We start from the raw sequence: 14664 nt of genomic DNA on the forward strand, positions 1-14664 counted from the left end.
ATTTGTGGAATAGCAGAAACGAGGAAGGCGTTGCGAGACAAGGTGAGAAGAGGAAGGTGGCAAAATTCGCAGACCCAGCAAGGTAGGCGCAGCCCCAATTTCATTTTTTGCCAAGGCGGGACATAAGCTGATTTTGCGCCAAGACAAAAGCAGGATCAATAACTCCCCACCAGAGAAATATCCCAAACACCCCAATTTTCTGAACTAGACCAAGTCACGATTTAGAAAGAAGTATCGCGACTGGCGTTCTCGGCCAACTGTTCGAGCAGGCCTAGCAGCCGGTCGAGTTTATCGGAAATAGTGGGATCATCGAGGTCGATATTGTCCTCATCGAACTCACGCAAGATCGGAATCGCGTCATTAAATCCAAAATTGGCGGCCATGCCCAACAATCGATGCGCGGCAAACGTGAAACGCCGAGGGTCTCTTTCAGAAAAAGCATTTTGCAACTCTTCGTATTGCGGCAGATAAGCATCACAATACATCGCCAGCAACTTACTACGTAAGGAAGCCGGATACGAGGCCAACGGATCGCTCTCGTCCTCCGCTGCCGGTGAACTTCCTTGCCGCGCGTATTTCTTACCCGAAGAATCAGTCGTCCAATCCGGGAGCAGTCGCAAGACCGAACGCAACCCTTCCAGGCTCACCGGCTTGGTCAGAAACCCATCCATTCCGGCGTCTTCGGTCTTTCGTCGAATCTCGTCGGTGGCATGTGCCGTGAGCGCAATAACAATGGGACGCACTTGGTTGGAACTAAGGCACTTGCTGACAAGGTCGTAGAAGAACTTAAATCCGTCTCCATCTGGTAGTTCTAAGTCCAACAAGATCATGTCAGGCCAACTGATATCGATTTGGCTGAGCCCGTCTTTAATGGAAACCGCAAAGCGATACGGCACGGCGAGTTCGTCTAGCATCGCTTCGATCACCATGCGATTGGCTTCGACATCCTCAACAACCAACAAACTGGCTGACTTAAGGCCAGGCATCACCTCGGCTGGTGCCGTCTTATTGGGGCGCCATTCGTCGAGGTGATCGGTATGCTCCAACGAGCGCACAAAAGGAATGTCAACAATAAATGCGGTTCCCTCGCCCAGCTTACTCACCACGCGAATCCGCCCGTTCATCGCTTCCACAAGCCGCTGAGCTATACTCAGCCCCAACCCTGCTCCGCCATGTTTGTCCCGGTCTCGCTCGGCTTGCTTAAAGGGCTCGAAGATCGTTTTCTGATCCTCCGCAGAGATTCCAGGCCCGGTGTCGCTGACACAAAAGTTCACTATCACCTCGTGCGAAGTTTGCCGCTGCACTTCCGCCTCAACCGAGACGCTCCCTTGCTGGGTAAACTTCAACGCATTCTGTATCAGGTTGACCAACACCTGGCGTAAGCGGTTTTCGTCGCCGAGCACCCATATATCTAATTTGGTGTCGACTTCTAATCGTAGTTCTAAGCCTCGGTCGATGGCCTGATGCGTGAACATCTCTGCCACTTTTTGGGTAATCTCTTTGGGGTTCAAAGGCTCTTGTCGCAGCTTCAGCGAGCTATCGACTTCTAACTTAGACATATCCAGCAAGTCAGAGAGCAATCCCATGAGCGATTGAGCCGAATCATGAATCGTCGTCAACAATTTTTTCTGGTTGTTGAACAGTTGCCCGCGCAAAAGCACCTCGGACAACCCCAAGATGGCATTCATGGGAGTTCGCAATTCGTGACTCATCTTGGCGAGAAAACGAGACTTTTCGGCATTCGCGGTTTCCGCAGTTTCCTTTGCCATCTCTAAGTCCAACGCATTCTCGCGTAAGTTTTCGACCATCCGGCGAATTTCTCGGACCGCAGGCCGAAAGACAAACAATCCTTCCAGCAGAAGAACGGTTAATGTCACCAGGAGCAGAGCGTGCTCAACCCGCCGCAAGCTCGTGACTCGGCTCTCGGCTTCTTGGTCGTAGAGGTAGACGATTTGATCCATCCCGGCCAGAAAATTAGCCTCATGGGCTAAGATAGTCTTCAACGCAGGGGACCGTTCGCCCGTCGGCTCGCTTGGCTCTTCGTCCGGATTCAGAATCTCCTCGGCAGCGTCACGAATGGCAACGAACTCGATTTCGAGCGATTGATAGAGGTCTCTTACGTACACACTATTGTTGCCGGGCAAGCCTAATTCTTCGCTGCCTTCTTGCAGCCCCCGATGGCAAGTTTCCCACAGCGTGAGCGCCGCCCGTAATTCGGCACGCTCCTTTCCCTGCAGAAATGGATCTTCGGTGGTATGCAATTGCAGGGCCAACTTGGTAATCTTCTGGCTGAGCATCCGTTGTCGCCCAGCGATGTTGATTACGGTTGAGTCACTTAACTGTCGTTCCAGGCTTCGCTGAACCAAGACTTGACCCACGATGGTCAGCAATGCGACGGCGCTCAGAGCAAGAACGTAAAGAACGGTCAAGCGATTGGAAGACGATTGAGCAGTGGGAATCGGTTCCCCCTGGGCGGCCATGGCTTAAACCGTGCTTACGAACTCTTCGATCGCCAGCCCGAGATAATGAATCTTCTTACGAAGGCTGGTCCGTGTTATCCCAAGCATACGGGCGGCCTTGGCCTGATTACCAGATGTCTTTCTTAGAATTATGGTCAATACGTGGCGTTCCATCTCCATGACCGAGTCGGAATAAAGATCGCACGAGCCCGCTTCGATCTTCTCGTGAATGAAGTCTTCCCAATCACATGCATGGTCTGAAAGCATTTTCGACTCGTTTCCTGCACGATTGCGGGGCATGTCGCGCAGGGCATTTCGTAAGTAATCCCCCGCGATTACGGTTCCACGCGATTCGATCAGGGCGCGCCGCAATACACTACACAGTTCCGAGACATTGCCTGGCCAGGAATAATCGCTCATCAATCGCAGAGCATCCGGCGAAGTTCTCACAGCACCGGCCTGGGCAATCCGTTCTACGCGGCAAAATTGGCCGACGAAGTGATCAATCAACTTAACCAGATCTTCCCCGCGCTCTCGCAACGGTGGAATCTGAATCATGAACGAATTGAGGGAATAGAATAAATCGTGACGAATGATCCCTTCCGCCGTCATTCGCTCGGTATTTCTGCTTGAAGAGAAAATCAGCGTGGTGTTGGCCTGAATAGGATCGTTTCCGCCGGCACGCACAAAGGTCTTATCTTGGATCAAACGAACGAGTTTGCTTTGCAGCGGTTGAGAAATCGCGGAGATCTCTTCCAACATAACTGTGCCACCATGGCACTGCTCGATCTTGCCGATACGACGTTCGGTTGCCCCGGGAAAGGCATTCGGTTCATGCCCGAAAAGCTCGCTTTCAAGCCACTCGGGACTGAAATCGCTGCAAGAGACCTTAATAAACGGGCGATCTTTACGGCGGCCGTGCTGGTAGATTGCCCGGGCGACAAGCTCCTTGCCGGTACCGATCTCTCCTTCAATCAAAACCGGGACATCGTGGGCAGCGGCCCGTCCGATGGCTTTGTAAACTTCCTGCATCCGTGGGCATTGACCAATCAAATGGTCTGCCCCATCAATCATCGGATCGAGTTGCGATGGCAGTTGCACCGGCATGAGCATCAATCTCCGGCTTTCCATCGCTTGCTGGGTTTTCTCTTGGATTTTTTCCAACTGCAACGGCTTCGAGAGGAAATCGAACGCCCCTTGCTTCATCGCCTGGATCGCCAACTCGCTTGAGTTACGAGAGGTAACGAAAAGAACTGGCAAACGGGCATCAATCCGGTTCACCCGCCCGAGAATTTGCAGCCCTTCGCCATCCGGCAAGAGATGATCCAAAATGAGGACATCAGGACGAAACTGGACAAGCTGCTGCAGTCCGTTCGTGCCGGTGTTAGCATGCTGGATGCGCACCTCTTCTCGACTGAGGGCAGTACTGACCACGGTCGCCACACTGGGATCATCGTCGATCACCAGAACGCGTCGTTCCCGCTTCGATCCGAGATAGTTTTGAGTTGTCAATTTGTCTTAGTGCTTTGATCTAAAGAGTTTTTACCGCACAACTCCATCCGAAGTAAGCACTGCATGCAACTCATGTACCATCTCCCCTACGGGTTACCCGATAGGCGATGTATCCTTTTACACATAAAGCATTTACAACAGAACAAACCAATTGACAATTATGAGGAAAAACACCTTGCGCATTTTCCCAGGCCGAGGCTGCAACCTTTTTAAGCAGTGAAAAAAGGGAGCGTCATTCCGGCCATCCTTGGGAAGGTGATTGCCACGACGACCTAACCCCCCTTTAAAAGCGCCAGGGGAACTGGGTGTCGGAGAAGTCGGCGTCATGGTCGCTGCCGGTCGGATTCAGCGCATGCTGATCTTGGAAATAGCCCCGGGGACGTTAGCAGTCTGGCAGGCGTGAACCACGCAATAGTAATCGCCATAAGCCTTGCGACTGACAAGATAGGCCCTTCAGCCATGGTTGATACCCGCGATGTCGGCCGCGCCGCCGTGGGAATTAGGGCCTGCCCTGAGGGAATCGCGCTATGCTTTGTTATCGCGTCTTAATTTGCGGGAGAGAAATGCATGTCGACAGCTGTTAAGCGGGAACGACGCCGTCAATTTTGGGTCGATCCTCAACTGCAAGGAAGCTTAGCCTTACGAATCGTGCTGTACTATCTGCTTTGTTGGCTGACCTTTGGCCTCGCCCTGATGACCATCGCAGCGCTGAGTGATATTCATGCTCCCGTAACAGCCGTCGCCAGTATTATGACCCATTACTACTTACCGGCGGTGTTGGCTAGTTTGGTGGTGCTGCCGCTGATTGTGTGGGACAGTATCCGCTACAGCAATCGCTTGGCAGGCTCGGTGGCCCGGTTTCGTCAGGCGATGGAGCGTTTAGCCGATGGGGAAACGGCTAGTCCGCTGGTGGTGCGCAAAGGAGACTCGTGGAAGAGCCTGGCCGATCAGTTCAATCGCATAGCAATGCGAATAGAAGAACTTGAGAACGCCAACCAATCTGCGACACAACAAACAACCTCTTCCGCTCAGGCGGAAGAGGTTCTTGAGGCAACCAAAGTTTAGCGGGCTGCTAACTATCCTTGCGGCGATCTCGCCCGCCGCTGCTGCTACGGCGACGCCGACCACCGCCACCGCTGCCCCCTCGACCACCCCGTTCATAGGAACGCGATGGTGGAGCATTCTCGTGTCGCTCGATGTTGGCTTCCACCATTGCGGAAACGGCATCCATCCAAGATGGAATCTTGCGATGCTTCTCTTTTTCTTTCGAGCGATCGGAATCGTCAGCGGTCTCTTTCCGGCGACCACGTCGCGAACGGCCACGGGCTCGACCGCGTGTCACTTCTTCTTCGTCGTCGTCGGCATCCAGGTCATCGAAGACATCGTCTCGATCGTCGTCTTCGTCAGCGAAGTCGTCGTCCATTCGCGAATCGGAACGTTTATCTTCGTCTGCCTCGGTCGGTGCGGCATCGGCATCCACTGCTTTGCGAGAGCGGCGACGACGGCGACGACGACGGCTGGGACGTTCTTCGTCGTCCTCTTCGGTTCGCTCTGGTCGGTCGTCACGTCCGGAACGGGACGAGCGAGCCTCTTCTTCTACTTCGGCTTCCGCTTCGAGGTCGTCTTCTTCCACGCTCACGCGGGCCACGACTTCTTCATCGCTGCTACGTGAACGGCGACCACGTCGGCGACCACGCGAACGACCTTTACCAGAACGTTCACGGCGCGATGGACGTTCCTCGGTGTCTTGCTCATCATCGGAATCGGAATCATCTAAGTCATCGGCAGCCTCTACGGCGACTTCCGAATCCTCCATACCTTCTTCGATGAAGATACCATCAAACCCTTTGAAGTCTTCATCGCTGGTAGCGATCGGCTTTTCTGGGCGGCCGATTAGCTCGGAGGCGCGGGTTTCTTCCGGCGACCGCTCTAACGGTTTGCGGAATGCTTCCAAGTGAGGGCTAATCTCTTTCGTTTCTTCCTTGGGCTCGACCACAGGAGCCGCTGCCTCTAACGCCACCGGCTCTTCGGCTACCGTTTCTGGGGCTTCAGCTTCAGCTTCCGCTTCTTCGTCTTCTTCCTCCTCTTCTTCTGCAGAAGAGAGGCCGAGTATCGAGGAGATAGAAGCCCAGTGACTTCGCTTCTTAGGCTTCTTTTTCTTTGGCTTCGGAGCGGACTCTTCGACGACCGGAGCTGGGGGCTCTGGCTCGTGATGCGGTGGCTCGACAATTTCTTCCGGATCAACCGGCCCATCAGAAACCTGAGCAAGCTCGTCTTCGACTTCGACGGTTGCCTCGATTTTCTCGGCTGCTTCCCGAGCTGCTTCTTCCGCTGCCTTCTTTTCGGCGGCTAATTTTTCGGCCTCGGCGGCAGCTTTGTCCGCAGCGGCTTGTTCGGCAGCCAGTTTCTCAGCTTCGGCAGCCGCAGCTTTTGCGGCTTCTTCCTCTTGCCTGGCGGCTTCGGCAGCTGCTTCGGCGGCTTTTTCTTTTTCGAATTCTTCTTGTGAGATGGCGCCGATTTCGGCGGCCAGCGATCGCCAGTGGCCTGACTTGTTAGAACTGCTCATGAATTGCGTTGACTTGTGCTCATTTCTCAGAGCACTGCTTTCCTGCAAAAGGTGTTAATCCCCCGCAGCGGGCAATTGGCGGGCTTTCCTGAAGCTTCCGCGGCGACCTCACGTTACCTACGACATTTTCTTGGGGTCGCCAACCCGGATGGCGGGGATGCTTGCATTTTCCTGCTCATCATAGCGTGGCCTGAGAATCTTGGAAAGGTGATTCACTGCTTTAAGTTAGGACGTAACGATTACATCGATTAGAGCAAGAACGGCAACAAGCCAGGCCCCTCGCAAAGGCCCGGCTTGCTGAATCCCCCTACGGATTACGGTGCTAGTTGGTCGGGTACATCGAGAACGTACCGTTGGTCGCCGTGTTGAACAGCGGGCGATAGTAGCTCTTGCCGGCACTTGCCGCACTGCAAGCTCGTGGGTACCAGACCAAGTTGAACCCGACGTTCCATGTCTCGTCGACATAGGGCGTGGGTCGATTGTTGCTGTCTCTGGGAATCAAGTACAGGAAGTTGGTTTCGACGGCCAGGCACTGGGTAACGGGAATGTTCATATCCGCACTCAGCAAGCCCATCCGGTCTTCGGTCCAACCACCAGAAAACCGCATTTCTCCCCCACAAATATCGAGCGGGGTGCGATAAAAGAAGGCAAACATATTATTGGGTTGATAGTTTTGAGAGATCGTCAGCGGCGTGCTAGACCCTTGCGGTGTAATAAGCGCGTTGACGGTGCTCACGTGGTCCGAGGCGGTAAACCAGAAGCCAAATTCATTGCGGCTCTGAAATTTCCAACTCAATTCGCCACGGATTTGGCTGGAGGTCAGGCTGTAGTACCAGTCGTCGCTCATGTAGTCCAACACGACACCACCTTGCCAACCCCAATCGACGCGGCGGAACAGACCAGCGGTCATGAAGAACTGGTTACGAGATTTGTCTGTGAAACTGGCCTCGTGCATGTTCGTGCTGCTTCCGTTGATACCCAACTGGAAGCCGAGTCCGCTGCTTTTACCAAAGAACGGGGTGCCCCAGTTGATACCGTACAGAAAACCAAAGCTTCCGTCGACACCGCGGTTCAAAGGGCCTTTGAAGCCTTCCACGCCAGCCCGCACCGAGAGGTCTTCCAGCGATAAGCTAAAGCAGATCGGAACGCACCAAGTGTTGCAGCTGTCGCCACAAGTTTCGCACGATTCGCAGCCACCACCTTGGCACGAAGTGCAGCCACCATCGACGTGCATTCCCTGTTCGTAAATACCTGCGGTGGCATGCCCAGGCATCATCACATCTCCTTCGATGATCGTGCCTTCGACAATTTCACCTTCCATGTACTGCTCGCCGGCGGCGTTGCTCAGCACAGAATAATCGACCGGCTGGACGTCGCCAGCTTGTACCTTCGAGGCCACGTAGCTGGCCCGCGCAACCCGCTGCCGAGCAGCGTACACACGGTCCTGATTGTTCGAAAACAGACTCCGAATCGCTCTCTGGGGGGATGGTGGTTGCGTGTAATCTTCAGAAACAACATGCGTCAGCTTCGCGGGTTCGCGAGGCTCAGCCGCGGTTGCGAGGTCCGCGAAAGAGCTAACGCACGAAGCAGTCAGCAGGACAAAGATCCAGGGGAAGACTCTCATGGCCTTACCTTCCTTCGAGAAATAAAAACACCGAGGGGGGGGACGGTCGGCAACCGCGCTAAAGCACGGTGTCCGGTATATTCATCGTCACCCGGACATCCAGCACTTTCGGAAAACTTGAAATAATCCGCAAAGTTTTCCCAGTCAGCCAGCCTCAGCCTCGCACGGCGGACTACAAACCTCCCATTCCCCCAAAATATACCGAAAATGGTATATTGGGTAACATGAATCACCCTTTCCGGTCGTTCTGATTGTTCTGTTTTTTTCTACGGTAACGTTTCGATAAGCATTTCTATCAGCGAAGACCTTTAAGTTTCGCTACGAGCCGTCCCCCGGACGAAACAACCAATCGAGAAGGATCTCAACCATGAAAATGCCTCTTTTGGCCGCCGCCATCGTGCTGGTTTCCAGTATTCAAGCTTTCGGCCAATCTTGTGGCTGTGACAGCCATCGCGTGATGCCGGCGCCTACCACTTCATGTGGTGGCTGCAATCAATGCTGCAACCGCTGCGAACGCCCTATACTAGAGCTGGTGGAAGGCATTGGCTTTACCTTGAAGAACACTGCTTGCAAAATCAAGAACGGTGTGAACCGCTTGTTCCACCCAATTACTTACTGCGGTTGCAGCTCGTGTAGCGCACAAGCCGCTCCATCCTGCGGTTGTGGAGCCAGTTCGCATTCGGTCGGATCTTATGAAATGATGGAACCTGGCGTCGAATACATCGAGACGACTCCTTCGCAGGCGGTCCCATCGCACCCGCAAGTTCCGAGCATTCCTGGTCCGCCGACCACTCCGACTTCGCCTAAAGCAACCGAGCCATCCAAACTGCAGGCCCCCCGTAAATGGGAACCTGTTGGCAGCCGCCCCTCGACCAAGACCCAAGTTACCCGTAGTGGCCATAGCGTTCTTCGCCCAACGCCTCCTTCCACCACTCGCCCGGTAACTTACTACGCTCCTTCGAAATAAGCTCGCGAGAATTCATCGCCATCGTTGTTCCTCGGAACAACACATGTCAATCCCAGGAAAAACTCCGGACACTAAGTGGCGGAGTTTTTTTATGCGCGGTTACCGCTGCCGTGATAAACGCCGAGCAACTCCCGGCCGGGCAGCACTTGAGAAGGCAACGTATGCCAGCAATCGCTTGCTTGCTCGAATTAGATCTGAGCAAGTACTTGCCCCAGGTCGGTCGTCAGATCCTCGGGATCTTCCAAGCCAACCGAGATGCGGATCAGTTCGTCCTTAATCCCATGGGCCAAGCGGGCTTCGCGATCGTAGCTGGCATGCGACATCGATGCTGGCTGTTCAATCAACGATTCGACTGCGCCCAAACTAACCGCCAATTGGAACAGCTTCGTTCCTTCGACCACTGTCTTCGCAGCCGCGAAACCGCCAACTACCTCAAAGCTCATCATCGCCCCGAAACCGCCTTGCATCTGCCGGGCGGCGATATCGTGCCCAGGATGGGTTGCCAAGCCGGGATACAGAACGCGGGTGACCTTGGGATGCGCGTTCAGGTATTTCGCCACGACCTCGGCCGATCGACATTGTTCCCGCACGCGCAGTTCTAACGTTTTGATCCCACGCGAAGCGAGAAAACTTTGAAACGGATCAAGCACAGCACCGGTGGCGTTTTGAATGAAGTACAAGCGATCGAACAGTTCCTTATCCTTCACCACCAACGCCCCTCCCAACACATCGCTGTGCCCGGCCAAGTACTTGGTGACCGAGTGCTGGACGATATCAACCCCCAACTCAAGCGGTCGCGTCAGCACAGGCGTGGCGAAGGTGCTATCCACACCCAGCAAAATACCGTGCTTTTTGGCAATCTCAGCACATGCCGCGAGATCGGTGATCGACATCAGCGGATTGCCGGGGCTTTCTACCCACATCAGCTTGGTGTTCGGACGAATGGCCTCTTCCAACTTTTCGAGGTCCGTCGAATCGGCCAACGTGACTTCTACGCCGTTCTTCTGCGTGATCTTGTGCAGCAGACGGTAAGTGCCACCATAGATATCGGTACCAGCAACTACATGGTCGCCAGCTTCCAACAGCATCGAAGCACAATGTGTTGCCGCCATGCCGGAAGCAAACGCCAAAGCTCCGCAGCCCCCTTCTAGCTGGGCCAGGGTGGTTTCCAGGTTCTTCCGCGTCGGGTTGCCGCTGCGCGAGTAATCGAACTCGCCCCATTCCCCGGCCCCCGGTTGAACAAAGGTGGAAGCAACATGAATCGGCGGAACAACGGCCCCGGTTTGCGGGTCCTTCTTGTTACCGACATGAATAGCCTTGGTGCGAAACTTCATAGCTGAATCCTTTCCTAGGCGTTGTCTAACGCTTGCTTCAAGTCGGCGATCAAATCGTCCGTGTCTTCAATGCCGCAGGCAATGCGGATCATGTTGTCGTAGATGCCGAACTTGGCTCGGTTCTCCGGCGTTTGCTGGTAGTAGCTCATCACCAGGGGCTGCTCGATCAACGATTCTACCCCACCCAAGCTGGGCGCGATCTTAAAAATCTTCGCCCCGTCGACCACGTTGGCCGTCTTCCGCCAGTCGGCATCCTTGACCAAAAAGGTGACCAGCCCGCCGTAACCACGCATCGTTTGCTGGGCGATTTCGTAATACGGGTGCGAAGGCAGCCCAGGGTAGTAAACCTTCTCGACCTTCGGGTGCGCTTCCAGAAATTGGGCAACCGCCAGGCCGTTCGCGTTGTGCCGTTCCATCCGCAGGCTGAATGTCTTCAGGCCGCGAAGCAGCAAGTAACAATTATGCGGAGCATTGATGCCCCCCATCACGCCCCGCAGTTGGCGAACCGATTCGAGCTTCTCTTCGCTGCCGATGATGACACCAGCCAGCAAATCGTTATGACCGGCCAGATACTTGGTGGCCGAGTGCAGCACATAATCGATTCCGTAATCGAGGGGACGCAAGTTGTACGGCGTGGCCAATGTCGCATCGATCAGCGTTTCGACCCCATGCTTCTTGCCTATTGCGGCAAACTTTTCCAGATCGATACAGCTCAGGTGGGGATTGGTCGGCGATTCGCTGATCAGCAGCTTCGTGTTCGGGCCGATCGCGTTTTCCATCGCTTCGTAGTCGCCGGTCTTCACCGTTTTGGTTTCAACCCCGAAACGAGCGAGATGTTTGCCACAGAACTCGCGGCTGCGATGGTAACATTCGTCGAAGAAAACGACTTCGTCCCCCGAGCTAACCTTGGCCATCAGCAGCCCGACGAACGCGGCCATGCCACAGGAATAGAGAACGGCGGATTCCCCTCCTTCGATGGCGGCCAGCTTCGCTTCGGCGGTCTTTTCGCCGGGGTTGCCATAACGGCCGTACTCTTCGCGAACCTGCTTCTCTTCGATATAGCGGATGACCGAATCGGTATCGTCGAAGGTATAAGTCGAAGCACAGAAGATCGGGTCGGTGATCGAATTACCAGGCTTCATCCGGGCTTCGCCACCTTGAACGGCAGTCGTCGACAGGCCACGGTTTGCTTTTTGTTCAGGAGCCACTGACATGACGGGGGTCTCGCGTGAATGCGGGAACTTGGCAGATCGAAGAAGCCAGCGGGCCTCCAAGAACGCAACGGATCCCTTTGATTGAACAGGGCCGCAGCAAATGATCTGTGTCTTAAGAAATTGCCACCGGGAGAGCGACAACGGCACTTTAGCAGATACGGCTGCAAGCGGCCACAAATCCCTATTAAATCCAAGCTTCCAGTGTAACCGCCCTGATTCTGCCTCGCAACGGGCTAGGTTTTCTATTTTGTAAGCGGGCACATTGCACGCATTAACACTTGGCCTACGCCGTACGACACGCTCCATCGCTTGGTAAATTCCTTGACTCTCTGTTTACCCCCCCGTTAGTATTTCCGGTACTACGCTTCTGACTTTTTTGCTCGGACAGAGGACACCCAGCGTGTACCCCTTATCTTTTCAATCCCGGGAGCTTTTCTGAAATGCCCCAGTCCTTCTCCCTTTTCGTATGTCGCCTGTGGCTGGTTGCAGTTTTATTGTTGGCGAAGGGTGAACTGACCTGCCCGCAAAGCGCATCGGCTGCGGAAAAGAGTGCCAGGAATGTGACCATCAATCTGCGCGTGGTGGATGAAGGGGGCCAACCAATTGCTGACGCCCAAGCGGTTGTTGCGAAATGGACCAGTAACTTGGAGCCTATGGGCGATTACCAAGCAAGCGATAAAAACGGCCAAGCAGAGTTGGCGTTTCCTTATTCTGACAACTACTTCTATTTGATCATTCAAAGAGAATCGATGGCGCCGACATCGGTCTATTTGCACTTAGACCGAAAAACTACCTTCAAAGACATCGAAGTCACCCTGCGAACGGCAGCTCAAAGTTTCGTTACCTTAACCGCAAACGGCCAGCCGGTGGTTGACGCCGAATTCTCTTCGCTTGAATTCACTGAAAACAACGGCGAGAGAGTCGTTTGGAGGAAAGAAATGGCTCGCGTCATGGGTATTCCCTGGCCGCAAAGTGATGCTACAGGCAAGCTCCCCTTTCCGCCGGTGCCGCAAGATGCAATCGTTGATTTCAAGGTGATTCACCCAAAATACCAACAGATCCGCCAGGAAGGCATACGAGCACGCGCCGGAGCAATCGCCGCCATCGAACTTTTCCCGGGCGTTCCTGTAGTTGTCGACCTTCAAATGCCCAGCAAGCCAGAGACTCATCTGCCCAACGGCACACGCGTCTATGTTCAGATGCTCTCTCCGGAATCATCTCGTGGAACCGAGACGATTAGCCATCCTTTTTTGGTAAGCGATGGCAAGCTCACGTTTACCGCCAACCGGGTCTCTTATAACGTTTTGAAGATCACCACCGACAAATTTTTTGTCAGTCCGACCTTCTATCACTTGGCAGACATTCCCAACCCGAAACTCGATCTGAGAAACGCGAGCGACTTATCACTTCAAGTCAATTTGCTCCCTAAGCTCAAAGCCCGTGGCCGGGTAGTTGGGCCGGACGGTAACGGCATCAAGGGAATTACGGTTTATGCGAACTTCCCCAATACAGATCCTTCCCAGAAAACCGCCAACTCCGCAAACGAAGAAGCTCCATTACCCGACCTTTCCCCAGGGACTTGGACTTCCGCTAGTTATGGCCAAACCGACGCAGAGGGATATTACGAACTGGAGGCCCCGGCAGGCCCGGTATGCGTGGAAGCCATTGGGCAAGGGCACTTTTCCGATCCCCATGCAATCCGTTTCGCCTGGTCTGGCAATCATTACGACGTGTTCCCCAACTACGTAATGTATCGCATTCCTAAGATACGCGGAAAAGTGATCGACCAAGCTGGCAACCCCTGCCCTGGCATCCTCACTCGCATACGCCACGAGGGACGGGGCGATGCGGACCCCGTGGCATTTACCAATGAGAAAGGAGAATTCGAACTTAAGCTGTCACGAATCCCCTATTCCACGCAAGGGTCTCACTTGGAAACGAACCTAAGTGTATTGGCGTTCGATCCTTCCAGTAATCAAGCAGGCCTGGCCCAGTTTAACGTCAAGGACGAAGTGTTATCGAAATCGCTTGTCGTCCAGCTTGCCGATAAACCAGCCGGTTGGGTGCTCGATCCTTTCCCAGCCGCCCAATCTCAAGAAATCGACCCACTTGTGATCGAAGAGATCGAGACCAACAAAAAGAAATACGCCCCAGGTCTACCAGGGAACTCTGTACCTGAAATGCAAGACGGAACGTGGCTCAATACCGACGCCAAAAGCCTGGAAGATTTCCGAGGCAAATATGTCTTGCTCGACTTCTGGTTTATCGGCTGCGGCCCCTGCGAACGGGACTTGCCTAGCGTTCATGCTGCCCATCAGGCCTATCAAAACCTTGGCTTCACCGTCGTCTCGATGCACATCAGCGGGCAACCCGTCGAAGCGGTTCGCGAGTATGCCGAGAAACACGGCATGGATTATCCCATCTTCGTCGACGGGGCCAAGGAAACGGTCACACACGCGTTCCGTGAACTAGGGGTTGAGGGATTCCCGATGTATATCTTGCTTGATCCGGCAGGCAAGATCATTCACAACGATATGATGTCCGTCGACCACTCTCTCCGGATGGAAAAACTGGAACTGATTCACGAGGCGATCCATTCCGGTCGCGAATCAGCGAACGCGATGCAATGAGGTTCGTTCTATGGCTTGGGATCGCGATCCGGAAAGAAGCCCTGACGCAAACGTTGGCAGCCAGCAAAGTATTCCTCTCTTTGCTTGGCATTCCGCTCTTCCAAGAGTTCCTCTGAAGTAAACGCTCCCATCGCAAAGTGGTTCACGTCTTCCGGGCGAGCCGGCGCATGGGCCGCCAGCTGCTGGAGTTTGGGTATCAGTTCGCTCGGCACGTTCTTAAGAAACTCAGCGAACTCAAGCGTGGCTGCACAACGCACAAGTTCAATCGGATATTCGTGCGTCGACAGCATGCCCCGGTCGTATTGACGCTTCGCGCGGTTCAAGCGATCGAGTGTCGATTGAGACATGAACAAGTGGG

The 14664-nt window shown here is 54.3% G+C and carries 10 protein-coding genes; 3 read left to right on the forward strand and 7 right to left on the reverse strand.

What is annotated here, in order from left to right; genetic code table 11:
* Window positions 1-221: 221 nt before the first annotated feature.
* Window positions 222-2480: an ATP-binding protein gene (locus tag DTL42_RS04270; protein ID WP_114367435.1), complete on the reverse strand. Its 2259-nt coding sequence runs from the start codon at window positions 2478-2480 to the stop codon at window positions 222-224.
* A 3-nt stretch (window positions 2481-2483) separates the two neighbouring features.
* Window positions 2484-3971 (reverse strand): sigma-54-dependent transcriptional regulator, encoded by a 1488-nt coding sequence (locus DTL42_RS04275; RefSeq protein ID WP_114367436.1) that lies wholly within the window; start codon window positions 3969-3971, stop codon window positions 2484-2486.
* Between the two features lie 567 nt (window positions 3972-4538).
* On the opposite strand from DTL42_RS04275, the gene DTL42_RS04280 reads away from it, so the two are divergent.
* Window positions 4539-5036 (forward strand): HAMP domain-containing protein, encoded by a 498-nt coding sequence (locus DTL42_RS04280; protein ID WP_114367437.1) that lies wholly within the window; start codon window positions 4539-4541, stop codon window positions 5034-5036.
* Between the two features lie 7 nt (window positions 5037-5043).
* On the opposite strand, the gene DTL42_RS04285 is transcribed toward DTL42_RS04280, so the two are convergent.
* Complete coding sequence (locus DTL42_RS04285) at window positions 5044-6537, reverse strand: hypothetical protein (RefSeq protein WP_114367438.1); 1494 nt, start codon at window positions 6535-6537, stop codon at window positions 5044-5046.
* A gap of 322 nt (window positions 6538-6859) precedes the next feature.
* Window positions 6860-8161, reverse strand: a complete 1302-nt coding sequence (locus tag DTL42_RS04295; protein WP_114367440.1) for a DUF6666 family protein — start codon at window positions 8159-8161, stop codon at window positions 6860-6862.
* A gap of 367 nt (window positions 8162-8528) precedes the next feature.
* Here DTL42_RS04295 and DTL42_RS04300 point away from each other — a divergent pair, with 367 nt between their 5' ends.
* The gene (locus tag DTL42_RS04300; protein WP_114367441.1) at window positions 8529-9128 is read left to right on the forward strand and encodes a hypothetical protein; all 600 of its coding nucleotides are present in this window, start codon (window positions 8529-8531) and stop codon (window positions 9126-9128) included.
* A 188-nt stretch (window positions 9129-9316) separates the two neighbouring features.
* Here the strand turns inward: DTL42_RS04300 and DTL42_RS04305 are convergent, their stop codons facing one another.
* The gene (locus DTL42_RS04305; RefSeq protein WP_114367442.1) at window positions 9317-10462 is read right to left on the reverse strand and encodes a trans-sulfuration enzyme family protein; all 1146 of its coding nucleotides are present in this window, start codon (window positions 10460-10462) and stop codon (window positions 9317-9319) included.
* Window positions 10463-10476: 14 nt separating this feature from the next.
* On the reverse strand, window positions 10477-11676 hold the full coding sequence (locus DTL42_RS04310; RefSeq protein WP_114367443.1) for a trans-sulfuration enzyme family protein: 1200 nt from the start codon (window positions 11674-11676) through the stop codon (window positions 10477-10479).
* Between the two features lie 560 nt (window positions 11677-12236).
* Between DTL42_RS04310 and DTL42_RS04315 the strand changes: the two genes are divergently transcribed.
* A complete protein-coding gene (locus DTL42_RS04315; RefSeq protein ID WP_158545228.1) occupies window positions 12237-14306 on the forward strand; it encodes a redoxin family protein in 2070 nt (689 codons plus the stop codon).
* Window positions 14307-14314: 8 nt separating this feature from the next.
* Here the strand turns inward: DTL42_RS04315 and DTL42_RS04320 are convergent, their stop codons facing one another.
* Window positions 14315-14653, reverse strand: a complete 339-nt coding sequence (locus DTL42_RS04320) for a hypothetical protein (protein WP_114367445.1) — start codon at window positions 14651-14653, stop codon at window positions 14315-14317.
* Window positions 14654-14664 lie beyond the last annotated feature (11 nt).

The organism is Bremerella cremea (genome assembly GCF_003335505.1).
Lineage (GTDB): Bacteria > Planctomycetota > Planctomycetia > Pirellulales > Pirellulaceae > Bremerella > Bremerella cremea_A.